The 22277-nt window shown below is 65.3% G+C and carries 20 protein-coding genes and 4 pseudogenes; 12 read left to right on the top strand and 12 right to left on the bottom strand.

Translation table 11 applies throughout. The features are described from left to right. Window positions 1-159 precede the first annotated feature (159 nt). The 3 genes and pseudogenes from H7K34_RS03835 (at window position 160) to H7K34_RS03825 (ending at window position 2269) form a co-directional block, all read left to right on the top strand. Window positions 160-369: a hypothetical protein gene (locus tag H7K34_RS03835; RefSeq protein ID WP_264060097.1), complete on the top strand. Its 210-nt coding sequence runs from the start codon at window positions 160-162 to the stop codon at window positions 367-369. Window positions 370-521: 152 nt separating this feature from the next. Next, entirely contained in the window at window positions 522-908 is a 387-nt protein-coding gene (locus H7K34_RS03830) for a hypothetical protein (RefSeq protein ID WP_264060095.1), read from the top strand. Window positions 909-1103: 195 nt separating this feature from the next. Further along, window positions 1104-2269, top strand: a pseudogene (locus tag H7K34_RS03825) (LLM class flavin-dependent oxidoreductase). 3 nt (window positions 2270-2272) lie between these two features. Here the strand turns inward: H7K34_RS03825 and H7K34_RS03820 are convergent. Then, entirely contained in the window at window positions 2273-3835 is a 1563-nt protein-coding gene (locus tag H7K34_RS03820) for an FAD-dependent monooxygenase (RefSeq protein ID WP_264060093.1), read from the bottom strand. 124 nt (window positions 3836-3959) lie between these two features. Here H7K34_RS03820 and H7K34_RS03815 point away from each other — a divergent pair, with 124 nt between their 5' ends. After that, complete coding sequence (locus H7K34_RS03815; RefSeq protein WP_264060090.1) at window positions 3960-4316, top strand: hypothetical protein; 357 nt, start codon at window positions 3960-3962, stop codon at window positions 4314-4316. 79 nt (window positions 4317-4395) lie between these two features. Here the strand turns inward: H7K34_RS03815 and H7K34_RS03810 are convergent, their stop codons facing one another. Then, window positions 4396-4863 (bottom strand): SRPBCC family protein, encoded by a 468-nt coding sequence (locus tag H7K34_RS03810; RefSeq protein WP_264060087.1) that lies wholly within the window; start codon window positions 4861-4863, stop codon window positions 4396-4398. 317 nt (window positions 4864-5180) lie between these two features. Between H7K34_RS03810 and H7K34_RS03805 the strand changes: the two are divergent. Both H7K34_RS03805 and H7K34_RS03800 read left to right on the top strand, forming a co-directional pair. Continuing rightward, window positions 5181-6229, top strand: a pseudogene (locus H7K34_RS03805) (serine hydrolase domain-containing protein). A 33-nt stretch (window positions 6230-6262) separates the two neighbouring features. Continuing rightward, a complete protein-coding gene (locus tag H7K34_RS03800) occupies window positions 6263-7357 on the top strand; it encodes a serine hydrolase domain-containing protein (RefSeq protein WP_264060083.1) in 1095 nt (364 codons plus the stop codon). 26 nt (window positions 7358-7383) lie between these two features. On the opposite strand, the pseudogene H7K34_RS03795 reads toward H7K34_RS03800, so the two are convergent. The 3 genes and pseudogenes from H7K34_RS03795 to H7K34_RS03785 form a co-directional block, all read right to left on the bottom strand. Further along, window positions 7384-8893 (bottom strand): annotated as a pseudogene (locus H7K34_RS03795) (allophanate hydrolase). A gap of 41 nt (window positions 8894-8934) precedes the next feature. Beyond that, on the bottom strand, window positions 8935-10341 hold the full coding sequence (locus H7K34_RS03790; RefSeq protein WP_264060077.1) for a TIGR00366 family protein: 1407 nt from the start codon (window positions 10339-10341) through the stop codon (window positions 8935-8937). Window positions 10342-10435: 94 nt separating this feature from the next. Next, complete coding sequence (locus H7K34_RS03785; protein WP_264060069.1) at window positions 10436-10813, bottom strand: hypothetical protein; 378 nt, start codon at window positions 10811-10813, stop codon at window positions 10436-10438. Window positions 10814-10907: 94 nt separating this feature from the next. On the opposite strand from H7K34_RS03785, the gene H7K34_RS03780 reads away from it, so the two are divergent. The 3 genes from H7K34_RS03780 to H7K34_RS03770 are packed head-to-tail and all read left to right on the top strand — an operon-like array spanning window position 10908 to window position 14229. Further along, window positions 10908-12755, top strand: coding sequence for a fatty acyl-AMP ligase (locus tag H7K34_RS03780; RefSeq protein WP_264060067.1), 1848 nt, complete (start codon window positions 10908-10910; stop codon window positions 12753-12755). Between the two features lie 28 nt (window positions 12756-12783). After that, the gene (locus tag H7K34_RS03775) at window positions 12784-13440 is read left to right on the top strand and encodes a hypothetical protein (protein WP_264060065.1); all 657 of its coding nucleotides are present in this window, start codon (window positions 12784-12786) and stop codon (window positions 13438-13440) included. Between the two features lie 27 nt (window positions 13441-13467). Next, window positions 13468-14229: a YqjF family protein gene (locus tag H7K34_RS03770; protein WP_264060063.1), complete on the top strand. Its 762-nt coding sequence runs from the start codon at window positions 13468-13470 to the stop codon at window positions 14227-14229. A 13-nt stretch (window positions 14230-14242) separates the two neighbouring features. On the opposite strand, the gene H7K34_RS03765 is transcribed toward H7K34_RS03770, so the two are convergent. Then, window positions 14243-15010, bottom strand: a complete 768-nt coding sequence (locus H7K34_RS03765; protein WP_108923698.1) for an SDR family oxidoreductase — start codon at window positions 15008-15010, stop codon at window positions 14243-14245. Between the two features lie 60 nt (window positions 15011-15070). Between H7K34_RS03765 and H7K34_RS03760 the strand changes: the two genes are divergently transcribed. Then, a complete protein-coding gene (locus tag H7K34_RS03760; protein WP_264060060.1) occupies window positions 15071-15550 on the top strand; it encodes a nuclear transport factor 2 family protein in 480 nt (159 codons plus the stop codon). On the opposite strand, the gene H7K34_RS03755 is transcribed toward H7K34_RS03760, so the two are convergent. Continuing rightward, the gene (locus H7K34_RS03755; protein WP_264060057.1) at window positions 15547-16302 is read right to left on the bottom strand and encodes a DJ-1/PfpI family protein; all 756 of its coding nucleotides are present in this window, start codon (window positions 16300-16302) and stop codon (window positions 15547-15549) included. The genes H7K34_RS03760 and H7K34_RS03755 overlap by 4 nt on opposite strands. Before the next feature lie 29 nt (window positions 16303-16331). Next, window positions 16332-17282: a GlxA family transcriptional regulator gene (locus H7K34_RS03750; RefSeq protein WP_264060055.1), complete on the bottom strand. Its 951-nt coding sequence runs from the start codon at window positions 17280-17282 to the stop codon at window positions 16332-16334. A 110-nt stretch (window positions 17283-17392) separates the two neighbouring features. Here H7K34_RS03750 and tpx point away from each other — a divergent pair, with 110 nt between their 5' ends. After that, the gene (gene tpx, locus H7K34_RS03745) at window positions 17393-17887 is read left to right on the top strand and encodes a thiol peroxidase (protein WP_108923706.1); all 495 of its coding nucleotides are present in this window, start codon (window positions 17393-17395) and stop codon (window positions 17885-17887) included. Between the two features lie 7 nt (window positions 17888-17894). Here tpx and H7K34_RS03740 read toward each other — a convergent pair whose 3' ends face one another. Beyond that, on the bottom strand, window positions 17895-19529 hold the full coding sequence (locus H7K34_RS03740) for an AMP-binding protein (RefSeq protein WP_264060533.1): 1635 nt from the start codon (window positions 19527-19529) through the stop codon (window positions 17895-17897). 27 nt (window positions 19530-19556) lie between these two features. Next, window positions 19557-20240 (bottom strand): annotated as a pseudogene (locus H7K34_RS03735) (AMP-binding protein); the annotation flags it as partial. 159 nt (window positions 20241-20399) lie between these two features. On the opposite strand from H7K34_RS03735, the gene H7K34_RS03730 reads away from it, so the two are divergent. Beyond that, entirely contained in the window at window positions 20400-20711 is a 312-nt protein-coding gene (locus tag H7K34_RS03730) for a DUF4333 domain-containing protein (protein WP_235616799.1), read from the top strand. On the opposite strand, the gene H7K34_RS03725 is transcribed toward H7K34_RS03730, so the two are convergent. Together H7K34_RS03725 and H7K34_RS03720 are read right to left on the bottom strand one after the other, a co-directional pair. Beyond that, on the bottom strand, window positions 20708-21667 hold the full coding sequence (locus H7K34_RS03725; protein WP_264060041.1) for an NAD(P)H-dependent flavin oxidoreductase: 960 nt from the start codon (window positions 21665-21667) through the stop codon (window positions 20708-20710). The two genes, H7K34_RS03730 and H7K34_RS03725, sit on opposite strands and share 4 nt — an antisense overlap. Further along, window positions 21664-22038, bottom strand: a complete 375-nt coding sequence (locus H7K34_RS03720) for an NYN domain-containing protein (RefSeq protein WP_264060038.1) — start codon at window positions 22036-22038, stop codon at window positions 21664-21666. Before H7K34_RS03720 ends, H7K34_RS03725 begins: the two co-directional genes overlap by 4 nt. Window positions 22039-22277 lie beyond the last annotated feature (239 nt).

The following is a 22277-nucleotide window of genomic DNA, read 5'->3' as shown; positions in this document are numbered from 1 at the left end:
CCCAGCTAAACCTCATAAACCCTGGCACCCAACGCGTGAAAGCCATCACATTTCAGATCCCTAGGCGAATTATTCTTCCAGCAACTATTGCACAAGTGTATGATTTAGCCATCGGCGAAGTTAGCGCCCAATGGACACCCCGACAGAGAGGACAGACCGATGAAGTCTCAGACCAAAATGACCATCACCACCTTCGGCGCAGCTGCGGCACTGGCTTTCGCCGTCGGCTTCGGCGGTCTCGGTGCCAGCCCGGCCGCGGCGGCACCGGCAACTCACGCGCCCTCGATCGTCACGCCAGCGAACGCGTCGGCGCCCGGCAGTGTCCACCAGGCCGTCCTCATCGCCTGCATCTCTGGACTCAACTGCTAGACCGCCGCACGCAGCACACCTGTCTATCGATCGCCCATCTCCACCCCCGAGATGGGCCATCGTCATGTCCAGGCCGATGCGCGGTTTGCGGACGACGCGAGTGGGTACGAACCAAGGAGTTTGCAGGAGAGTCGGAGAGAGTGGGGAGTCTGATGAGATCGGAAGCTCGGACGGCGGCTGCGGTTTTCGGCGGTGCAGCCATGCTCGTGCTGGCGGTTGGGTGCGGCGGCAATAAGGCACCCAGCAGCACAACAACGACAACCACCACAACCACCTCGACGTCCAGCGTCGCGCCCTCCACTGCCCCGGACACCGGCGGTCCGAGCGGCAGCGGCGGGCCCGGCGGCGGCGGTGGCACGGTCCCCGGCGGCCCCACTGGCGGCGGCGGACCCGGCGGCGGCGGCAGCAGCATTCCCGGCGGCCCGACCGGCGGCGGCGGACCCGGCGGCGGCAGCGGCACCATCCCGGGCGTCGGTGGCGGCGGTGGCGGACCCGGCGGAGGCGGTGGCTGCGTCGGCAACATCTGCGGCCACAGCTGATCGCGCCCTCGCGACAAATATCTGCTCGCGGTAGCCGAGGGGCCGGATAGATCTGGTCCCTCGGCTGCCCAGTAGCGCGGTTGAGACGAATAACGACGCGGTCGAGACGATCGGCGAGGTCAAGGCCGCTGACCCTCCCTGAGCCTTACCAGCTTGAGTTATGGTTCTCCGCAACTCGACTGGAAGGTCTGCCCGATGGCCAAGCTCAGGTTCGGATACTTCATCGCCCCCTTCCATCGCGCGGGCACCAACCCGACACTGGCGTTGCAGCGGGACCTCGAGTTCGTCCAACACCTCGACGCTCTCGGCTTCGACGAAGCATGGATCGGCGAGCATCACTCAGCCGGCAGCGAACTCATCGCCTCGCCGGAGATCTTCATCGCCGCGGCCGCCGAGCGGACCAAGCGGATCAAGCTCTGCACCGGCGTCATCTCGCTGAGCTACCACAACCCGCTCTGGGTCGCCGATCGGTTGATGATGCTGGATCACCTCACCCACGGCCGCGTGATCGGCGGGGTGGGACCCGGCTCACTGCCCAGCGATTCGTCGATGATCGGGCTGAACCCGACCGACACCCGCGAGCTGTTGGAAACCAACCTGGACATCGTGGTCCGGCTGCTGGCGGGGAGACCGTGAGCGCCAAGACCCCGACGCACGAGCTGCATAACGCCAAGCTGCAGCTGGCCCCGTACTCCGACGGCGGGGTTCCGCTGGCGGTGGCCGCGGTCGCCTCCCCAACCGGTGCGCGGCTGGCCGGCAAGCACGGCATCGGCCTGCTCTCCATCGGGGCAACCTTGACCGTCGAGGGCTTCAACGCGCTGCAATATCACTGGGACATCGTCGAAGAACGCGCCGCGGCGTTCGGCACCACGGTCGACCGCAAGAACTGGAGCCTGGTCGGGCCGTTCCACATCGCCGAAACCGACAAGCAAGCGCGCGAGGACGTGAAATTCGGCCTGGAGCCCTGGTTCCGGTACTTCCAGAAGGTGGCCGCGTTCCCGCAGATGACGATGCCGGGCGAGCAGATCGACGAGATGATCGACGTCATCAACGAGAACGGCGCGGGCGTGATCGGCACTCCGGAGCGAGCGCGGGCGCAGGTGCAGCGGATGTGGGATCAGTCGGGTGGGTTCGGCTGCATGCTGCAGATGGGTCACGAGTGGGCCAACCCGGCAGCCACCAAACGGTCGGCAGAATTGTTTGCCGCCGAGGTGATGCCGCACTTCCAGGGGCAGTCTCAACCGACAGTGGATGCGGCCGCACGCGCCAGCGAAGCGCGAGAAGGGCTCGCCGAATCGCAGAATCAGGCCGTCGAGCACATGACCAAGAAGTACCAGGACGAACTCAACGCGAAGAAGTAGCGCTCACAGTCCGAACCATCGCGCGAGCGCACCGCGCAGTTCACCCACGTCGTCCGCGCCGGGAGCGGCAGCCGACGACGCCCACGCCACATAGCCGTCGGGGCGCACCAGCAGCGCGGTGGCCGCCACGTCGCCATCCGCATGTCCGGCGGCGACGGTGAGCTGGTCCGCGACGTCCGCCACCGCGGCAGCCACGTCGCCGGTGTCGGTCAGATCGAGAAGCAGCGGCCGTCCGGTGCGGGCCAGCTCCGCGACACGGCTCGTTGCGCCGCCGCTAGCCACGCCGAAGTCGGGCACCCAGTGCCCAGTCAGCGGGTGCGCCTCGGGGTCGGCGCCGTACCGATTTTCAGCGCCGGATATCAGGTCGCTGAGACGACGGGCGATATCGGAATCGGTGAGCAGCTCGGAAAAGAGCTGCCGCAGCGCGGTGACCTCGGGCCCGGGCCGGACGAGCGCTAATTGCGCGCGGCTGTGCATGATGACCCGCTCCGCAGCGGGACGGCGCTCTGCTTCATAGGTGTCGAGCAAGGCGGTCTCGACGCGCCCGTGCAACACCGCGGCGAGCTTCCAGCCAAGGTTCACCGCATCCTGCAACCCCAGATTGAGTCCCGGTCCACCCAATGGGGAATGGACGTGCGCGGCGTCGCCTACCAAGATCACCCGTCCCACCTGGTACCGCGATGCGATTCGGGAGTTGATACCGCAAAATCTGCGCAGATCCAGCGGCGCGTCCGGCGACGCGGGTCGCAGCGGGACGTCGGTGCCGAGCACACGCTTGACGCTGGCCTCCAGTTCGGGCAAGCCCATCGGCGGTTGGTCGTCGTCGTCGTCAACGCGTTCCTCGCGAGCCGATTTGTCCAGCTCGAAAACGAGCATCGCCGCGCGGCCGCCGAGCGCGCCGTATGCGAAGACCCCCTGATCTGCTCGATGAAACTGCAGGGGTGGCACTCGGCCAAACCCGGGGATGTCCAGCTCGCCGCTGACTGGGTCGACCCAGTCCGCCGGCGGCAGTACGTCGAAACCCATCCGGGCGATCACGTCGTACGACGACATCCCGGGAAAATCGATGCCGGCCAATTTGCGGGTCACGCTGGTACCGCCGTCGGCGCCGATGAGGTACTTGGCCCGCAGCTGATAGGCGCCGTCCGGCGCGTCGATTTGCACCATGACGCCGGCTGCGTCCTGATCGAAACCGGTCAGTGCGTGACCCCAACGAAGATCCACGTCGTATTCGTTGGCCCGGTCCGCAAGCGCCTGAACAAGCTTGGGTTGTTGAACGGGCAGCAGAAACGCCTGCGAGTCGGGCATCAGCGCAAGATCCAGTGCGAAGGCGGCGAACATCGGCCGAGGATTGAGCCGCGGCGGCTCCGCGGTTCCCGCGAGTGTGCTGTACAGGCCGCGATGGTCCAGGATCCGAACCCCTTGGCCGATGACACCGTTGGCCCGCCGCAGGGGATTAGGGCCGGGCATCGGCTCCAGCACCACCGGCCGGATCCCGTTCAAGGCGAGTTCACCGGCCAGCATCAGCCCGTTGGGGCCGCCACCCGCAATGACGACGTCAATCACTTAGCCAAGCTTAGTAGTTGGCGACTGAACCGGCAAACGCCGACTCAACTGACAACGCCTGCTTTCATAACTCGGCGCTAGCCGCTTCCCAGCTGACGGCTAGTGACGAGCGCAAATCTGACGTATGACCACCGCGCCCCGGCACCAGCCGCGAATCATCCAAGTCCTCTTCGCCGGGATCGCGAGCATCGCAATGTTGGCGTTTGTCGACGCGGCCCAGCCCGCCGCCGCGGCGGCCATGTTCGGACAGATACGCCTAACGGCCATTGAGACGCCAGCGCCGCAGGCCCCACCGAACGTCGTCGGCGGCGGTTTGGCCGCCGACGACAACGACGACCAGGCCCGGCTTCAACAGCAACTGGCCGAGCAGCAGCTGCAGCAGTCCGAGCAGCAGGCCGAACAGCAAAACGAGGCAGCCCAACAGCAGGCCCAGCAAGCTGAACAACAGGGTCAATGGGTCGAGCAAAACCCCGGGCCGTAGTCCCGCTACCAGCGTGGCGGCCGCATGGCGCGGCCGTCACGCGCTACTCCGCGAAAACCCTTGCCCGCCAAGGGGCAGGTTAGCGTCCGCCGCCCGATTGCCGGTCGGCCGCTTTCACCAGGCGATCCGCGAGAAGCTTGACCGCCCCACCCAGCGCGGCCCGGGTCGCCGCGCCGGTGCCGCGAACTCCCTCGACGAACGAGCCCGACCAGCGAATGTCGGTACCGCCGGCCGCATTCGGGGTCAGCACCACCTCGCCGAGGTAGTCCTTTGCCGGCGATGGTGGTGCAACCACCTTGTAGACCTGCCGGCGATCCTGCTCGTACTCGACGATCTCTTCCTGCGCCAGGATCGGCCACACACCGATCTTGCGAATCGCCCCGACACCGCCGGGCGCCGGATCACCTTGGCGGGCCCAACTCGAACTAACGACCACCGGCTTGGCCCAGCTAGACCAGTCGGCGCCGTCGGCCAGCAGCCGGAACACCGTCGCGGCGGGCGCACTAGTGGTCCGGTTGACCTCGAAGGAAAACTTACGACCAGACATAGCCGCGTACCCTACCGCGAAGGCAATGGCTGCCGAGACCGGGCGGTGAGGACTCCGCAGCCAGGCCGGTGAAATCCGGCACGCGGCGGCGCGCCCACGTGCATACTCACCGTGTGAGTCCGGGGGGTTAACGCGGACCCGCGACTGACACGGTGGGGGAATTCTCAAGCGTGATGAAAAGCTCTGACGGACAGGCCATTTCGAAACTGTCCGATGGCTTCGAAGGGCATGGTGAGGTGCGGCGATTCCATCGGTACACGTGCGCGCCGCTGGCGCTGTGCGCTGCCCTGCTATTGCTCTGCGGCTGCGGCAAGCCAATGCATCCAGCTGCGTCAAAACCCGGCGCGACCGGCAACGCCGTCACCACGACCGGTGGCAACAATGCACTGATCAAGGTGAAAAGCCAGCGCGTGCTGGAAGACGCCGTCAACGCCAACGCCCCCGGCTGCTCGGCCGCGGTGGGATCCAAGGGAAACATCGTCTGGGCTGGAGTACGCGGCCTTGCTGACACAGCGACCGGCGACAGGATCACCCCGACACCTTGTTCGACATCGGCTCGGTGTCCAAGCAGTTCACCGCAGCCGCGATCCTGTTGCTCAACGACGCACGAAAGCTCACGCTCGACGATCCGCTCGCGCAACACATGCCCGAATTTCCGAAATGGGCCTCCACCGTCACGATCGCCGAGCTGATCCACCAGACCAGCGGTATCCCCGAGTACGAGGGACTACTCGCAAAGCAGGGGTTCGGACCCAAAGACCGCACCACCCAGGATCAAGCGGTGCAGGCGCTGGCAGCAGTGCCACAGCTGAATTTCAAGCCGGGCACCCAATTCGGATATTCGGACTCCAACTATCTGCTGCTCGGCGAGATCGCCCATCGAGTGTCGGGGGAACCGCTGCCCCAACTCCTGCGCGCAGAGATCTTTGGTCCGCTCGGTCTGGGGATGGTGATGGATCCGGTCGGACAGATTCCGCATAAAGCCGTCTCATATTCGGGCGGCAGCGACGGATACCGGGTGAGCACATCGGCATGGGAGCAGATCGGCGACGGCGCGATCCAAGCGACGTCCGGCCAGCTGGTCAAGTGGGCGGACAACTACCGAACCGGCCGCGTGGGCGGACCGCGGCTGCTCGATGAGCAACTGTCCGGGGCGGTGGAGATCGGACCCGGCATCCCGGTGCATTACGGCGCGGGCATCTATATCAAGGCTGACGGCTCGCTCGACCACGATGGCGCCTCAACCGGTTTCGTCACAGCGTTCCGCGTCAGCAAGGACCGGCTGACGTCCGTCGCCGTCAGCTGCAACACCGACGACCAGATCCCGGAAGCCCTGGCCGACTCGATAGCGAAGCTCTGGACGTAGTGGATGGCGACCGGAAGCGCCATCATTCACGGTATGGCGAAACGGCCGATGCTCCTTCTCGCGATCGTGGTGTTGCTCAGTGCCTGCAGCGGTGGTCAGCAGTCGGCGCCGAAAACGACCACCTCCGCGGCCACCGCGGTCAACGAAGCCGCCAAGGTCGCTAGCCAGAAAGTGCTGAACGACGCCATCGACGAGGGGGCTCCGGGATGCTCGGCTGCGGTGGGCGTCAAGGGAAAGGTGGTCTGGACAGGTGTGCGCGGCCTGGCTGACCTGTCGACTGACGCCGCGATCACCACAGACACGGTGTTCGACATCGCATCGGTGTCCAAGCAGTTCACTGCCACCGCATTGCTGTTGCTCGTCGATGCCGGAAAGCTGACCCTCGACGACCCGGTGTCCCGGCAGCTGCCCGAGCTACCGCCGTGGGCGGCCACCGTGAACGTCGGTCAGCTGATGCACCAGACCAGCGGCGTCCCCGACTACATCGGTCTGCTCGAGGCACAGGGATTTCAATTCAGCGACCACACGACCGAAGAACAAGCATTGCGTGCAGTGGCCGTTTTGCCGAAGCTGAGGTTCGCGCCCGGCTCCCAGTTCGAGTACTCGAACTCGAACTATCTGCTGCTCGGCGAGATCGTCCATCGGGTTTCGCAGGAACCATTGCCGCTATTCCTGGCCGAGCAGATTTTTCATCCGCTCGACCTCGCGATGGTCTTGGATCCAACCGGACAGATTCCCGGCAAGGCCGTCGGCTATGAATCGGACAGCGACGATTACCACGCCGTATCGTCGGGCTGGGAACAGGTCGGTGACGGTGGAATCCAGACCACACCAACCCAACTGGTCGGATGGGCCGATAATTACCGAACCGGCCGGGTGGGCGGCCCCGAACTGCTACACGCACAATTGAGCGGTGCCGTTCTGACCGATTCGGGCGGCGGCGACAGGTATGGAGCGGGAATCTTCCTGCTTGCCAACGGAACACTCGATCACGACGGCGATTGGCCCGGATTCGTGACAGCCTTTCGGGTGAGCAAGGACCGAACGACGTCCGTCGCGATCAGCTGCAACACCGATGAGCAAGATCCGGAAACCCTGGCCGCGTCGATAGCAAAACTTTGGATGTAGTTCGACACCAAAGCTTTTCGAGTCAATTAGTCTTCCGCGGTCACACCGATGACAGTGCGGCCGTCCTCGAGTTCGACGTTGGTCAACGCCGACAGGAAGCGCCCCAGGCCGGCTTCGGAGATTTGGAACAATTCACCCGGGCGACCTTCGACCGTCGAGATCTGCCCGGCGAACCGGGCGCCGAGTCGCTCGAGTTGCCAGTGCAGCGGGTGTCCCCGCAGGTGGGCGCCGAATACCGCGAGATCGACGCCGGTTCGGGTCAACAGCGTGGCCGCGGTACCGGTGAGTCGTGCGCCGATGTCGACTGCGATTTGGTCGTGAAAAGCCGGGACAACGATCGTCACTCCGAATGGAGTGCCCGCTTGTGTCGGCGCACTGGGAACGGTGACCGCGGCCATGTCGAGCAGATTGCAGAAGTTGGTGTAGGTCCCCATCCGGCGGTTGATCCCGACGGGATCGGCACTGACCTCGCTGAGCGTCGGATGTTCGGTGGTGGTGGGCAACAGCAACGCATCGAAGCCGTCGAGTAGGGACGCGGCGTCGACGCGCGCGCGCCAATGCGTCCAGGTCGGCCGCGAACGCGGGACCGGTGACCGCACGGGCCGCGGTGATGATCGACGAAACCACGGGATCAGCGCTTGCCGGTGCGCTGCCAAGGAATTCGCCGACCGCCGCGTATCGTTCGGCGACCAGTGCGCCGTCGTAGAGCAGCAAGGCCGCATCCAGCAACACCGAGATATCGAGCGGTTTGACGCTCAGCCCGGCATCGACGGCAAGGCGCACGGAGTGCTCGAACGCGTCGCGGTAGCCGGGACGCAGCGCGGTGAGGTTCGCGGGCTCCGGAATTGCCAGCCGGGGAGCGGCGGGCGCGGCCAGCCGAACGTCGGCGGGCCAGGGGCGGCTGCGGGGGTCGCGCGCATCAGGGCCGGCCATCACGGCGACGGCGGCGGCAGCCAGCTCGAGGTCGGCGGCGAGGACACAGACGGCGTCGTAGCTGGCGCAGGCGGGGACGACCCCATGCGTGGGGACAATGCCGAGCGTGGGTTTGATGCCGACCAGATCGTTGAGTGCGGCGGGAACCCGAATCGATCCCGCGGTGTCGGTGCCGATGCCGATATCGGCGATTCCCAACGCGACGGCGACTGCGGAACCGGAACTGGAACCTCCCGAGACCAAGTCCGGATGGCGCGAATTGCGCACGGCTCCATACGGACTGCGGGTGCCGGCCAGACCACAACCGAATTGGTCGAGGTTCGTCTTGCCGAGGACGACAGCTCCCGCATTCCGGAGTCGCTCGATGGCGACCGCGGTGGTTGCCGGCTGGTAGGCGAACTCTCGGCACGCCGCGGTGGTCGGTAGACCCGCGACGTCGATGTTGTCCTTGACGGCAATCAACAGCCCTGCCAGGGGCAAACGCAGTCCCGCGCCGACTTGTTGTTCGACCGCTGCGGCGTCTTTGAGCACATCGTCGCGATCGCGCAGCGTGATCCAGACCTCCGGCCGGTCGGCCTCGGCGATTCGCCGGTACGCAGCCATCACCCGCCCGGTGGGCGAGAGATGCGTTGCCACCGAATTCTTCACAGCACGTGGGGTGCGATGAGGACCGCGGCGCCCGACACCGCGAAACCGATCAGGAACGCGATCACCGTAAAGCCCATCACCTGACGCACATTGAGCTTTGCGATCGCCAGCACCGGCAACAACCAGAACGGTTGAACCATGTTCGCGACGCCCTCACCGACCGCCACCGACATCGACATCAGCCCGAGGTATGCCGGCGAGTGTTGGCCGATGGCCAGCGCCGAGCCCACCGCGATCGGCCCCTGCACCGCCCAGTGCCCGCCGCCGGACGGTACGAACAGCGAGATGATGACCGAGCCAACGAACGTCAGGAACGGAAGCGTGAATTGATCCGCACCCCGCACCAGGGCTTCGGCGAGCACCGTCTGCAACGCTCTGCCCGACCCCGGCGGCAGGTAGCCCAGCAGACCGGCGATCCCGCCATACAACGGATATTGCAGTAGTAGTGGGCCGGACACCTTCGCCGCACTAGAGAACGCGCGGATAAACCGAATCGGCGTACCGTGCAGCAACGCGCTGGTGACGGTGAACAACATGATCATCGACGAAATGTTCAGCGTAAAGCCGCTCAGCACGAAATACGTTATGCCCGCGGCGAACACAAGCACATTTAGAATCCATAGATTCTCCAGCCGCTCGGCGAACGTCTGTGCGCGCTGCGGCGCATCAGGCGTGGGCTCTTCGTCGAACACCGCGGGATCGGGTTCCAGAGTTTCATCGGGCGCCATCCGCCAGATCGTGACCGCGACCAGTGCCACCACAGCGATGACGGCGATCCAGCTGTAGGGCTCAAAGATCGTCAACCTCAGCGGCACGATCGTTCCGGTCATCTTGTGAATCACGTTGATGGGGCTGGTCGTATCGGTGTTGGCCAGCGCGATCGACGAGGACAGACCCTGCGTCCACACGAGGTAGCCCATGAACCCCGTCGCGATCAGGTAGCCGAAATGCACGCCGGGCAGCCGTTTTGCGACCTGCCGCGCAACCAGCGCGCCGGACACGAGACCCAATCCCCAGTTCAACAACGAGAAGACGCTGCTGACGCCGAAGCACAGCAAGGCTCCCTGAGCCTGGTTCGTCGGCTTACTCGCCAGGGCAATGATGGCCCGTTTCACGATGGGCGCCTCGGCCAGTGTGTAGCCGGTCACCAATACCAGCACCATCTGGAACGCGAAGGTGAAGATGTTCTGCGATCCCCACACGCCGCCGTACCACGCTTTCAGCGCGCCGGCGGGCGTGGCGTCCCGGACGAATACCGCTACCAGTGCGACCACGATGAGTGTCAGGATTACCGCGAACAAATACGGGTCTGGCATCAAGCGTTCGACATACCGGACGCAGAGCATTGTGAGGCGCTGCATGAGGCCGCGACGGCCGACATGCTCGCTCTTTGTGGTCGTCATTGCCCGCCTTTACCGCGATACTGCGCCCGCGTACTAGTCGCGTCGGATAGTTGAATCGCTCAGGTAACTCTAGATTGGTGGCCGGCAGATGGCTTTAGACGAACTCGTAGACAAAGACAACGACGATTGCCACTGCCAGCAGAATCAAACCGGCGACGATAACCATTCGGACAACACGGGATTGGCGATGGAACCAGTGCTGCATTTGGGTGAAGCGCCAATCGGTCCACGCGTAAGCCCGCGCCGCCCAAAGGGCTTCGACCGCCAGCAGGCGGAAGGCGATCAGTAGCGCCGGAATACCGAACTCGGGGAGCAACACGGTGAGCGGAATGGAAGCGACGAGCAGCAGGCCGCCGAGGACGGCGAGGCCCACCCGGATCGGCATCGCTCTGGCCTGCCCGCGGGTGCGGTAGGCCAGCACCCGGGCTAGTGCGTCGTCACGGGTCTGGGGGTGCTGATCGCGTGTGTCCACGTTGCTCCTCTGGGCTTCCGCGGCGGTTTCGGCTGGGACTATATCCGAAGCTCGGATTCGCGGGGCAGGCCCTGGGCGCACCTAGACTGCGAACATGGATGACGGTTCCCGACGGAACTCCGTGGCTCCAAAAGGCCTGCTACGAATAGAGGATTGCCTGGACGCCGATGGCAACATCTCTTTGCCGCCGGGAACCACACTGATTTCTCTGATCGAGCGCAACATCACAAATGTGGGTGATGCCGTGGCGTATCGCTACCTGGACTACGCACGCTCGGAAGGCCACACCCTCGAAGTGACCTGGGCCCAACTGGGTGTCCGATTGCAGGCCATCGCCGCGCGCATCCAGCGGCTGGCGGGCGAGGGTGATCGGGTGGCGATCCTTGCGCCGCAAGGCATCGACTACGTCGCCGGCTTCTACGCGGCGGTCAAGGCGGGAACCATCGCGGTGCCGCTGTTCGCTCCCGAATTGCCGGGTCATGCCGAGCGGCTTGCGACGGCGCTTCGCGATTGCGAGCCGACCGTGATGCTGACGACCGCGGCTGCGAAAGACGCTGTTCAAGAGTTTCTGGTCCATGGCGCGCACCTGCGAAAGCCGGATGTCCTCGTCATCGATCGGATCCCCGATTCGGCGGGGGAGTCGTTCGTCCCCGTGGAGTTGGGTGTCGACCGGGTTTCCCACTTGCAGTACACCTCGGGCTCGACCCGGCCGCCGGTCGGCGTGGAGATTACGCACCGGGCAGTGGGCACCAACCTGACGCAGATGATCCTGTCGATCGACCTGCTGAACCGGAACACGCACGGCGTGAGTTGGTTGCCGCTCTACCACGACATGGGGCTGTCGATGATCGGCTTTCCCGCGGTGTACGGCGGCCATTCCACCCTGATGTCGCCAACCGCGTTTGTGCGTCGCCCGCAGCGGTGGATTCAGGCGTTGTCGGCAGGGTCGCGCGAAGGCAATGTCGTCACCGCCGCGCCCAACTTCGCCTACGAGTGGGCCGCGCAACGCGGCCTGCCCGCGCCGGGCGACGACATCGACCTGAGCAATGTCGTACTGATCATCGGCTCCGAGCCGGTCAGCATCGAGGCGATTGCGACGTTCAACAAAGCGTTCGCGCCCTACGGGTTGCCGGGCACGGCATTCAAGCCCTCGTACGGCATCGCGGAGGCGACGCTGTTGATCGCGACAATCGAACCCACTGCCGAAGCAAAGGTTGTCTACCTGGACCGGGATCGGCTGGGCGCGGGCCGCGCGGTGCGTGTCGGCGCCGATGCCCCCAATGCGGTCGCCCAGGTCTCGTGCGGCCGGATCGCTCGCAGTCTGCGGGCTGTGATCGTGAACCCGGATACCGCTGCCGAGCTACCCGACGGCGCGGTCGGCGAAGTCTGGTTGCAGGGCGCCAACGTTGGCCGGGGCTATTGGGGACGCCCCGAAGAAACCGAACGGGCATTCCACGCGGTGCTGCAATCGCGGCTGCCCGACGCCAGTCGAGCCGAAGGATCGGCGGTCGGAAGCTGGTGGCTGCGCACCGGTGACTTGGGCGTCTATCTAGACGGCGAGATCTACATCACCGGCCGTATCGCGGATCTGGTGACCATCGACGGCCGCAACCACTACCCGCAGGACATCGAGGCCACCGCCGCCGAGGCGTCGCCGATGGTGCGGCGCGGCTACGCGACGGCATTCTCCGTGCCGGGCAACGAGGTGCCGGAGACCGGCGGCAGCTTGGTGATCATCGCCGAACGCGCGGCGGGCACCAGCCGCGATGACCCGCAGCCGGCCATCGAGGCGATCACGGCCGCGGTGCTACACCGGCACGGTGTCACCGCCTCCGACGTGCGCCTGCTGCCGGCCGGCGCCATTCCCCGCACCACCAGTGGGAAGCTGGCTCGCCTGGCCACCCGGACGCAGTACCTCAGTGGCACGCTGGGCGCGCACTAACGACCCGGTCGAGTGGCATTCTGACCGTATGGGTCTACTCATCCGGCTGGCGGAATTCCTGATTCTGCTGCTGCCGCTGGTGGGTCTGGCTATCGGCGCGGTACGCGCGTTCGGTGCCAACAAGCGTCGCGCCCCCGAAGCGATGGAGCCTGCGGCCGCGCCGCCCGAACCGACCGCCAACAGCCAGGCCGCCCAGTGGCAATCGGTGCGACGGATCGTCGAGGAGCACGGCCGCACCGACACACGCTGGCTGTCCTACGAACTCGACCTCGCCAAACTGCTCGACTTCCCGGTGATGACGGATCTGCGTGATCCGCGCACCGCTGCCTTTCACAAAGCCAAGCTACGGGCAGACCTGCTTCGGCCTATCAAGGCCGAAGATCTCCTCGACGACCGGGACGCCGCCACGAAATATCAAGTCGCCGTAGAGGACTACGCGACCGCGTTCAACATCGCCGAGGCGGAGGCGATGCGCAGGCGGCGCACCGACTTCTCACGCGACGAACAACAGCGGATTGCTCGCGCCCAGAGTCTGTTCAGGATGGCGTCGGACTCGACCGCCGCGCCGCAGGAGCGTCGCACTGCCTACGAGTCGGCACGTAAAGAACTCGATGGCTTGATCGTGTTGCCGACAAGCGCTCAGGCCAGCATCGAACGCGGGATCTCCGGTGAGATCGAGGGATAAGTCGCGCGGGCGTGTCACGATGACGAGATGACGATGCCCGGCCAGCCGGCCCAGCCCGATCGGGTGCTCACCGGCTATCCCGTCACTCCGCCACCGCTGCCCGGCCCGGTCACCTTCGACCAGCAGTGGAGCGACCTGACGTTCGTCCACTGGCCGGTGCAACCCGACAGCGTCGCGCATTTGTACCCACCCGGGACGCGACCCGACGTTTTCGCCGACGGGCTGACCTATGTGGCATTGGTCCCGTTCATGATGACAGGCACCAAAGTCGGTACCGCACTGCCGCTTCCGTACTTCGGCGGCTTCGCGGAGACGAATGTCCGGCTGTATTCGCTGGACGACGCCGGACGGCACGGCGTCCTGTTCCGGTCGCTGGAAACGGCTCGCCTGGCCGTCGTGCCCGTCACCCGGATCGGCCTTGGCGTCCCCTACACCTGGGCGAAGATGCGGATCACGCGCGACGGCGACCATATCTCGTATAACAGCGTGCGGCGGTGGCCGCGCCGCGGCCTGTGCAGCCGGCTGACCGTCGCGATCGGCGACGCGGTGGAACCGACGCCGCTGGAGGTCTGGCTGACCGCCCGCTGGGGCGCGCACACGCACAATGCCGGCCGGACCTGGTGGGTGCCCAACGAGCACGGGCCGTGGCCGTTGCGTGCGGCCGAAATAGTTGAGCTCAGCGACGAACTGATCGACGCGAGTGGGGTGCGGCCGGCCGGCGATCGCCTGCGCGGTCTCTTCTCGCCGGGTGTCCGAACCCGCTTCGGCCGCCCCTGCCTGGTTCGGTGACGCCGCCGCGATCTCACGGGATGGTGTAACCGCCGTCAATGACGATGTCGGAACCGGTCATGTAGCTGGACGCGTCGCTGGCCAGGTAGACGTAGAGGCCGGTGAGTTCGTCGGGCCGACCGATGCGGCCGAGTGGAATCTTCGGCTCCCACAGCCGGTGATACTCCGCCATCGGTTCGACGAGTTCGGTGAGAATGTAGCCCGGGCTGACGCTGTTCACCCGGATGTTGTGCGGCGCGAGCTCGATGGCCATCGCCTTGGTCAGTTGGATGACTGCGGCCTTGGAGGTGCAGTAATGGCCCGCCGGTTGCGGGATGTTGATGATGTGGCCCGACATCGAGGCGGTGTTGATGATGGCGCCGCCGCGGCCTTGGGCGACCATCGCCCGGGCGGCCGCCTGCGCGGTCAGGAATACGCCGGTCACATTGGTGTCCTGGATGGCCCGGAATTCCTCTGGCGACATGTCCAGCATTGCCTTCAGATTGATGATCCCCGCGTTGCAGACGGCGATGTCGATGCCACCCAACTCCGCGATCACCTGATCAACCATTCGCGTCACCTGATCCGGCTGGGTCACGTCGCAAGGGATCGGGATGACCCTGCCGCCGGCCGAGGCGAGCTCGGCGGCGACCTTGTCCAGCACCTCGGAATGCCGCGCCGCGATGGCTACTTGGGCACCCGCTTGCAGGTATGCCTGTGCCACCTTTTTGCCGATGCCACTGGACGCCCCGGTCACCAAAGCCGACCTGCCGCGCAGCTCAAACAAGTCCAGCACGCTCATTCAATATCCCTATCCAGACGAGGCTCCAAAAAAACCAGAACACGTTCTAGTGTGTCCGCTATGGGCAACTTCAGCAGGGCCGAAATCGAGCAAGCCGTCGAGCACTACACCACTGTGGCGGAAGGGTGCAGCGCTTCTGGCGACTGGGCGCCTTTTGCGGATCTGTTCACTGAGGACGTTGTCTACATCGAACACCATTACGGTGTCTTCCACGGACGCGAAGCGGTCAGGGAATGGATCGTTGCCGTCATGGCCCCGTTCCCGCACATGCGTTTTCCCAGTGCCTGGATCGCCTATGACGACGACAATGACGCCGTTGTCATCATGATCAAGAATCTGCTCGATCACCCGACCGACCCGAACGAGGAACCGTTCTGGTTCCCGAACTGGACTCGCCTGGTGTACGCCGGAAACGGCCTGTTCTCCAGCGAGGAGGACATCTACAACCCGAACCGCGATGCGCCGGGCGCCGTCGCGGCCTGGATGCAGGCCGGCGGGCAGTTTGCGTCAACCGAGTTCCTGCAACCCAACCCCAGCTAGGCCTTCGGAGAAACCGCGGAGAGGTCCGGCTGTCGTTTCCGGCGCCGGGACCGTACCGCCGACAGCGCCTGCTCCCAGGCGATCAACGTCGTCGCCTTGAGGTTTGCCGGCTTGGCACTGTCTCGGGAGAGCAGCGCGGCGGCAGCGGCTTTCGTGCTTGCCGACGCCTTCGACAGGTGGCCGGAGTCAAATGGTGGCTGCGGGTCGTATTCGATCGCGAGCTGGATCGCCTTGGCTCTGCCTTCGCCGCCGATCTCACCGGCCAGCCAGAACGCGAGGTCGAGTCCCGCGGACACCCCCGCGCTGGTGACGACGTTGTCCTGGCGCACGACCCGCTCGTCGCCGACCGGGGTGACGCCGAATCCCTTCAGCAGGGGGAGCGCCATCCAATGCGACGTGGCCCGCCGGCCCTCGAGCAGGCCGGCCGCGGCCAGAATCACCGACCCCGAGCACACCGACGCCGTCCAGCGAGCGGTTCGATGCGCCCCGCGCAGCCAGTCCAGCAACACCTCGTCGCGCGCGTGCACCGTGCTCGACGCGCCACCGGGGACGAGAATGATGTCGGGCGAAGGGGTTTCGGCCAGCGAGTGCGTGGCGCCGATGACCAGCACGCCGGAGTCGGCGGTGATCGGCCCGGATTCGCGCCAGACGAACCGCACCTCGGCGCCCGGCAGGTTGCGCAGCACCTCATACGGGCCGATCATGTCCAGCGCGGTGAATCCGGGGTAGGCCACGAATGCGATTTGGGTCATCGTGGGTGTCCTTTCTGACTGAGCCTCAACTAAGCAAAGGTCTTGCGGTATTGGTCTGGCGAAATGCCAACACGGCGAATGAAGTTGCGCCGCATCGTTTCCGCGGTGCCGAAGCCGCACCGCACCGCGATGGCAACGACGGTGTCGTCGGTCTCTTCCAACTGCCGGCGCGCGGCCTCGGTGCGGACACGTTCGACGTAGTGGCCGGGAGCCTCGCCCACCTCGTCGGTGAACACCCGGGTGAAATGACGAGGGCTCATCGTCGCCCGGCGGGCCAAATCTCCGATGCTGTGCGCGGCGCCCGGCTGCGCCTCGATGGCTTCCTGCACCTCGCGGATGCAGGCGCGTTTGGCCCGCGGTACCCACACCGGCGCAGCGAACTGGGTCTGTCCGCCGGGGCGACGCAGATAGAGCACCATCCAGCGGGCGACCGTCTGGGCGATTTCGGTTCCGTGGTCGTCCTCGACCAGCGACAATGCGAGGTCGATGCCCGAGGCCACCCCCGCGGCGGTCCACACCACCTCGGAGCTTCTGATGAAGATCGGATCGGGGTCGACATCCACGGCGGGAAACTGCTTGGCAAGACGCTCGGCGAACGCCCAGTGGGTGGTCGCGCGGCAGCCGTCCAGCAGTCCAGCCTCGGCTGCGAGAAACGCGCCGGTGCAGACGGTGACGATGCGGTGGGCGGTGCCGGCGACGGCCTTGATCCAGGCCACCAGCTCCGCGTTCGACCGCGCGGCGTCGACCCCGCCGCCGCCGGGCAGCACGACGGTGTCGATCTGCTCATGCGGGTCTGGCAGCGGGCTGCCCACGAACGCGAGACCGGTTCCGGTGTGGATCGGCTGGCCGTCGACCGAGACAAGGCTGACGTCGTATCCACCATTGGTCAGCACTGATGCGCCGATGAACACGTCGTGCGGCCCCACCACATCGAGTGCCTGGACACCCGGGAAGCCGACGATGACCACCTTGCGAACCATGGATTCAGTGTTGGCCCGAGCGGGGCGTGTCGTCTAGGCCTGGTACCCCACGAATTAGGACATTTGGACCTGACCCCAGGCAGTTCGATCGGCCTTGGCAGACTGTTGCCATGGCACAGATAACCCTGCGTGGAAATGCGATCAACACCGTCGGCGAGCTTCCCGCCGTCGGATCTAAAGCCCCAGCCTTTAATTTGACCGGCTCCGACCTCGGCGCGGTCACCAGCGACCAGTTCAGCGGTAAGTCCGTGTTGCTGAACATCTTTCCGTCCGTCGACACCCCGGTGTGCGCGACGAGCGTGCGGAAATTCAACGAGCGTGCCGCTTCAGGAGGTGCGACCGTGGTGAACGTGTCGAAGGATCTGCCGTTCGCGCAGAAGCGCTTCTGCGGCGCGGAGGGAATCGAGAACGTCACCACTGCGTCGGCATTCCGCGACAGCTTCGGCGAGGACTATGGCATCACGATCACCGACGGCCCGATGGCCGGGCTGCTGGGCCGCGCCGTCGTGGTGATCGGCGCCGACGGCAACGTTGCCTACGCGCAACTGGTCCCCGAGATCGCCGAGGAGCCCGACTATGACGCGGCGCTGGCAGCGCTGGGCTGACCTTCGGTCATAACCCGAGCAGTCGGACCGTTTCGGCTCGCATGTCGACTTTGCGCACCTTTCCGGTGACGGTCATCGGGAACTCGTCGACGATGTGGACGTAGCGGGGAATCTTGTAGTGCGCCAGCTTCCCCGCACAGTAGGCCCGGACGGCTTCGGCGTCTAACGGCCGACGGTCTGGCCGCATTTTGATCCAGGCACAGACTTCCTCGCCGTACTTGGCGTCGGGAACGCCGACGACCTGCACGTCATCGATATCGGGGTGGCTATGCAGAAAGTCCTCGATCTCGCGCGGATAGAGGTTTTCGCCGCCCCGGATCACCACGTCCTTGATGCGCCCGACAATCGCGCAATAGCCGTCGTCCCGCATCACCGCGAGATCGCCGGTGTGCATCCAGCCGTCGTGATCGATGACCTCGCGGGTTTTGTCATCGTCGTGCCAGTAACCCAGCATCACCGAGTAGCCGCGAGTGCAGAGTTCGCCGGGCCGTCCGCGCTTGACGATCTCGCCGGTCCCGGCGTCGACCACCTTGATCTCGACATGCGGATGAGCCCGGCCCACGGTGGCGGTCCGGTGCGCCAGGTCGTCGTCGATCAGGGTCTGGCAGGACACCGGGGACGTCTCCGTCATGCCGTAGGCGATGGACAGCTCCGACAGGTTCAGTTCGTCGACGCTGCGCCGCATCACCTCCACCGGGCATGACGCACCTGCCATGATCCCGGTCCGCAATGACGACACGTCGCGGCCGGCGAGGTCGGGATGGCCGAGCATCGCGATGAACATCGTGGGCACACCGTAGAGGCCGGTGCAGCGCTCTGATTCGATCGCTTGTAGCGTCGCGGCGGCATCGAACCCGACCCCCGGAATCACCATGGTCGCTCCATGGGTGGTGCAGCCCAAGTTGCCCATCACCATGCCGAAGCAGTGATAGAAGGGCACGGGGATGCACAGGCGGTCCCCGGGTCTGAGCCTGATGCATTCGGTGACGAAGAACCCGTTGTTGAGGATGTTGCGGTGCGACAGGACGGCGCCTTTGGGGGAACCCGTTGTGCCCGAGGTGTATTGGATGTTAATCGGGTCCGATGGCGTCAATGCCGCCAGCCGGCAGCGCAATTCGCCATCGGATACGTCATCGGCGTGCTGCCGCAGCCGGTCCCAATCATCGGTACCCAGGAACACCACGTCGATCAATCCCGGCACCCCGGAACGCACGTCGGAAATCATCCGGCGGTAGTCGGAGGTCTTGAAGGTCGTTGCCGACACCAACAGCCGAGTATCAGAATCTCGCAGCACATGCGACAACTCGTGCGTGCGATACGCGGGATTGATTGAGACGAGAATTGCGCCGATCTTGGCGGTGGCGTACTGAAGGATGACCCATTCCGGACAGTTCGGAGACCAGATCCCGACTCTATCTCCGCGCTGGATACCGATAGCCATCAATGCCCGTGCCAAGCAGTCGATCTCGGCATTGAGTTCGGTGTAGGTCCAGCGCCGGCCGCCGGCCACATCGACAAGCGCCTCGGCGTTCGGGTAGGTAAGCGCGGTGCGCTCGAAGTTCGCCCCGATCGTCTCGTCCAGCAGGGGAGTATCGACGGGCCCCGCATCGTAGGAATCAACGGCTGCGTGCTGACGCCGCAGCTCGTTCTTGAGCACCTTGCCATTGGCATTGCGCGGCAAGGATTCCACCACCACGACGCGACGAGGACGTTTGTACGCAGCGAGATGCACGCGGCAGTGCGTCTCGATCTCGTCGTCGGTCGGCGGGTTCGCGGGATCGCGCGGGACGACCACCGCCATCGGGATCTCGCCCCATTTCGGGTCGGGCACCCCGATGACCGCGACCTCGGCGACCTTGACGTGCGCTGCCACCACGTTCTCCACCTCGGCGCTGTAGATGTTCTCTCCACCCGAGATGATCATGTCTTTCCTGCGGTCGACGACATAAATGTAACCGTCACCGTCGCGCCGGACCAGATCGCCGGAATGAAACCAGCCACCACGAAAGGCGTCAGCGGTCTCGATGGGCCTATTCCAGTATTCCTTCATCACCAACGGTCCGAGATAGACGATCTCGCCGATTTCGCCCGGCGCAACGTCATTCATCTCGTCATCGACGATGCGGACCTCGACGCCCAGAATCGGGGTGCCTACCGATCCGATCTTGCGGATCGCGTCCTCACCGCACAGCAGGCAAGTGATCGGGCTGCACTCGGTCTGCCCGAAGGCGGCGATGACCTCGGCTTGTGGAAAGGCGTCGAACATATTGCGCAGTAGCGTGGTTGACGCGGGAGCCGCGCCCCACCAGACGCGCCGTAGCCGGCTGAGATCCCACGACCGAAGGTCTGGCAGCGCACACGATCTTGCGCGGAGTTGCCCGCAATAGCGAGAATCCGTTTGCAGCGCCGGACTTTCGCCACTTGTGAGCTGTGGTGTCGGTGCAAACGCGTGTTAGCCTGACGATTCCCGTCGCGTTAGCCTCGGGCTCGGCATACAAAGGAGTATCGCGCAATGATGCGTAGCACCAACCTTGCGGCGGCAGCCGTGGCCGTGGGCCTGATGAGCGTCCTGGCAACCGGGTGTAGCAGTAAATCGACCGTGAAACCCGACGGGGCAGCACAGTCGGTGGTTGACGTCGTTTCCAAGCAGACCGGTTTCCATCCCGGCGATGTGCACTGCCCGGACGGGGTAGAGGCCAAAGTCGGTGTGCAGTTCGACTGCCACTTCACCGGCCCGGAGGGCAAGGAGTACACCGCGAACATGAAGATCACCAAGGTCAACGGCGCCGAGGTCGATTTCGCCGTCAACAGCCATCCAAGCTAGGCCTGGGCTGGCCGGAATCGATTCGCGGTCGCGGCCAGCACCTCGCGGCAACCCGTCCACATTTGGTTGATGATCTCGGCGGCCGGCGGGAGGTCGTCGATCCGGCCGGCGACCTGACCGGTGTTGGCAACGCTGGCGTCCATATCGCCCTCGAAGTAGAGCCGCTGCACGCGTTGCAGTGCCGCGCCACCCTCCTCGAAAGCGGCTGACTTGTCCAGCTTTTCGGCGGCCGGGGTCCGGATGACACGCATCATCCGCTTGCCGTCGAGCGGGAGGAGCACGGTCGCGGTTTCGTCGGCGCGTACGACCGCTTGCTTGAGGTTGCCGTGCACCGGCGAATCCGCCGAGGCCAGCAACCGCGTGCCCATCTGCACGGCTTCGGCGCCGAGCACGAACGCGGCCGCCATCGATCGGGCGTCGCAGATCCCTCCGGCGGCCACGATCGGGACGTTGACGTGAGCGGCCACCAATGGCAGCAGCACCATGGTCGAAGCCCCGAATCGGTTCTTGAATCCGCCCCCCTCCACCCCCTCGACGACCAGCCCGTCGACCCCGGCATCGACGGCCTTTTTCGCCGCGGCCAGCGTGCCCACGACGTGGAACACGGTGATCCCGGCATCGTGGAGCCGATCGGTGAACAGCGAGGGGCTCCCGGCCGAGGTCGTCACAAAGCGAATGCCGTTGGCGGCGAGCAGGTCTACCACCGTCAGGTCACGGTTGAACAGCAGCGCGATGTTCGCACCCACCGAACCGCCGGTGAGACTGCGCACGCGTTGCACGTCGGCGCGGCCCTGATCGGAGGTGGTCTCGATGATGCCCAACGCCCCGGCATTGGACACCGCGGCGGCCAGCTGGGCGCCGGCGATGTAAGTCATCGGCGCCTGAATGATCGGAATATCGATCTGCGCGAGTTCGCAAACCCGATTGGTTGCGGGTTCGCCCCGGCGGGCGGTCATCGGTCCCGCGGATCGACGAGTTCGCGGAAACGCTCCGGCGCGAACACCGAGGCGCCCAGGCTCCGCACCCGGTCGCTCAGCACCCGATCGGACGTCACGACGTGGATATCGTCCGGTCTGGTGGCGGCGTGAACCAGTCGGACGATCTCGTCGTCGGCCGAGTTCGCTCCTGCTTTGGGCGCATGCGCAACCTCGATCACCGTCGCAGTGATGGCGGTCGGCCGCTCGAATACCACCGTCACCGTGTCTCCTTGCGTGCAGGCCCATCTGTCCAACTTGTCTACCAAAGCGACCATGGCGCGGTCGCGATCCCTCCACCAACCGTCCGGGCGACTGCCGATCACGTTCATACCGTCGACGATCCACCGCACCAACCCACAGTAAGACCGGACTGCCGGCACAAATCCACCGCCGCCCCATTGCCTCGGCCGCACACCGCCGGATCAGGTCGAGATTCTGCGCGGCAATGGTTTTCATCACGACGGCATCGGAGCGCCACATCGTGGTCTGGCCGGCCGGCAGAACTGGCGGAAATACACCTGAATCGGGTGCCGATTTCGATGGCTAGACACTTTGAGTAATTGGTACGGTCACCGGTATCAGTGTCCCG

Origin of the sequence: Mycobacterium montefiorense, assembly GCF_025823255.1 — a bacterium.
Taxonomy (GTDB): Bacteria; Actinomycetota; Actinomycetes; order Mycobacteriales; family Mycobacteriaceae; genus Mycobacterium; species Mycobacterium montefiorense.
This window is presented reverse-complemented; position numbering and strand designations above follow the sequence as displayed.

Excerpts from the sequence above, each read along its gene's own strand:
- H7K34_RS03800 (WP_264060083.1), top strand. The coding sequence starts at position 6,263 with ATGGCGAAACGGCCGATGCTCCTTCTCGCGATCGTGGTGTTGCTCAGT.
- H7K34_RS03775 (WP_264060065.1), top strand. The coding sequence starts at position 12,784 with ATGGGTCTACTCATCCGGCTGGCGGAATTCCTGATTCTGCTGCTGCCG.
- H7K34_RS03790 (WP_264060077.1), bottom strand. The coding sequence starts at position 10,341 with ATGACGACCACAAAGAGCGAGCATGTCGGCCGTCGCGGCCTCATGCAG.
- H7K34_RS03730 (WP_235616799.1), top strand. The coding sequence starts at position 20,400 with ATGATGCGTAGCACCAACCTTGCGGCGGCAGCCGTGGCCGTGGGCCTG.
- H7K34_RS03765 (WP_108923698.1), bottom strand. The coding sequence starts at position 15,010 with ATGAGCGTGCTGGACTTGTTTGAGCTGCGCGGCAGGTCGGCTTTGGTG.
- H7K34_RS03810 (WP_264060087.1), bottom strand. The coding sequence starts at position 4,863 with ATGTCTGGTCGTAAGTTTTCCTTCGAGGTCAACCGGACCACTAGTGCG.
- H7K34_RS03835 (WP_264060097.1), top strand. The coding sequence starts at position 160 with ATGAAGTCTCAGACCAAAATGACCATCACCACCTTCGGCGCAGCTGCG.
- H7K34_RS03760 (WP_264060060.1), top strand. The coding sequence starts at position 15,071 with ATGGGCAACTTCAGCAGGGCCGAAATCGAGCAAGCCGTCGAGCACTAC.
- H7K34_RS03725 (WP_264060041.1), bottom strand. The coding sequence starts at position 21,667 with ATGACCGCCCGCCGGGGCGAACCCGCAACCAATCGGGTTTGCGAACTC.
- H7K34_RS03755 (WP_264060057.1), bottom strand. The coding sequence starts at position 16,302 with ATGACCCAAATCGCATTCGTGGCCTACCCCGGATTCACCGCGCTGGAC.
- H7K34_RS03770 (WP_264060063.1), top strand. The coding sequence starts at position 13,468 with ATGACGATGCCCGGCCAGCCGGCCCAGCCCGATCGGGTGCTCACCGGC.
- H7K34_RS03780 (WP_264060067.1), top strand. The coding sequence starts at position 10,908 with ATGGATGACGGTTCCCGACGGAACTCCGTGGCTCCAAAAGGCCTGCTA.
- H7K34_RS03815 (WP_264060090.1), top strand. The coding sequence starts at position 3,960 with ATGACCACCGCGCCCCGGCACCAGCCGCGAATCATCCAAGTCCTCTTC.
- H7K34_RS03750 (WP_264060055.1), bottom strand. The coding sequence starts at position 17,282 with ATGGTTCGCAAGGTGGTCATCGTCGGCTTCCCGGGTGTCCAGGCACTC.
- H7K34_RS03830 (WP_264060095.1), top strand. The coding sequence starts at position 522 with ATGAGATCGGAAGCTCGGACGGCGGCTGCGGTTTTCGGCGGTGCAGCC.
- tpx (WP_108923706.1), top strand. The coding sequence starts at position 17,393 with ATGGCACAGATAACCCTGCGTGGAAATGCGATCAACACCGTCGGCGAG.